This window comes from Staphylococcus cohnii subsp. cohnii, from assembly GCF_002902365.1.
Classification (GTDB): Bacteria; Bacillota; Bacilli; order Staphylococcales; family Staphylococcaceae; genus Staphylococcus; species Staphylococcus cohnii.
The window spans coordinates 333199-333842 of record NZ_PPQC01000046.1; the positions used below are offsets into that span (position 1 = coordinate 333199).

At 30.6% G+C, this 644-nt stretch carries 1 pseudogene; it reads right to left on the reverse strand.

Features of this window, described 5'->3' with window-relative positions:
- Positions 1–273 (reverse strand): annotated as a pseudogene (locus CD032_RS13470) (transglycosylase); the annotation flags it as partial.
- Between the last annotated feature and the right edge of the window lie 371 nt (positions 274–644).

Genomic DNA, 644 nt, shown 5'->3' on the forward strand with positions numbered 1-644 from the left:
TTCACTTGATCCGTTTGAACCTTCACCATAGCTCCATGACCAATTTGTGCCATCAGATTCAAAATTATAATTTGTACCGTTTTGGCTGAAATTATAATTATATGAACCGTCATGTAATGCTTGTGCATTCAATTGTTGTGGATTGTTTTGTGCTTGTTGAGCTAATTGTGCTTGATCGATACCTTGTTCAGACGCATCTGCTGAATTTCCTGCTGCAATTCCTGTTACGCCAAGTCCTACTGCTAATGTTGAAGCTAATACTGTTTTTTTCATTATTAATAAATCCTCCCAAGAGATTATACTTTTAAATTTATGCTTTAATTTGTGCTTTCGTTTTTTGCAAAATTACTTTTATCAAATTTGCTAGTTCCCACTGTAACATCCAAAAAGTACTTGTGGGTTACAGGGAAGTTAAAAAAACAGTTAGATTTTTTACGTCCTCATGACATAAAAGTTTATTATTACACTGTCCAAATAACGTTAGAATACTTTCACCATCATCTTAAGACTCATTATTTTTTCTATTTTATTGTAATGATGTTGTAATAAAAACACTTTTTATTCAAGTATTGTAATATTTGATTTATCATTTAAGGTTCTGTTGCAAAGTTGAATTTATAGTATAATTTTAACAAAAAGGAGTC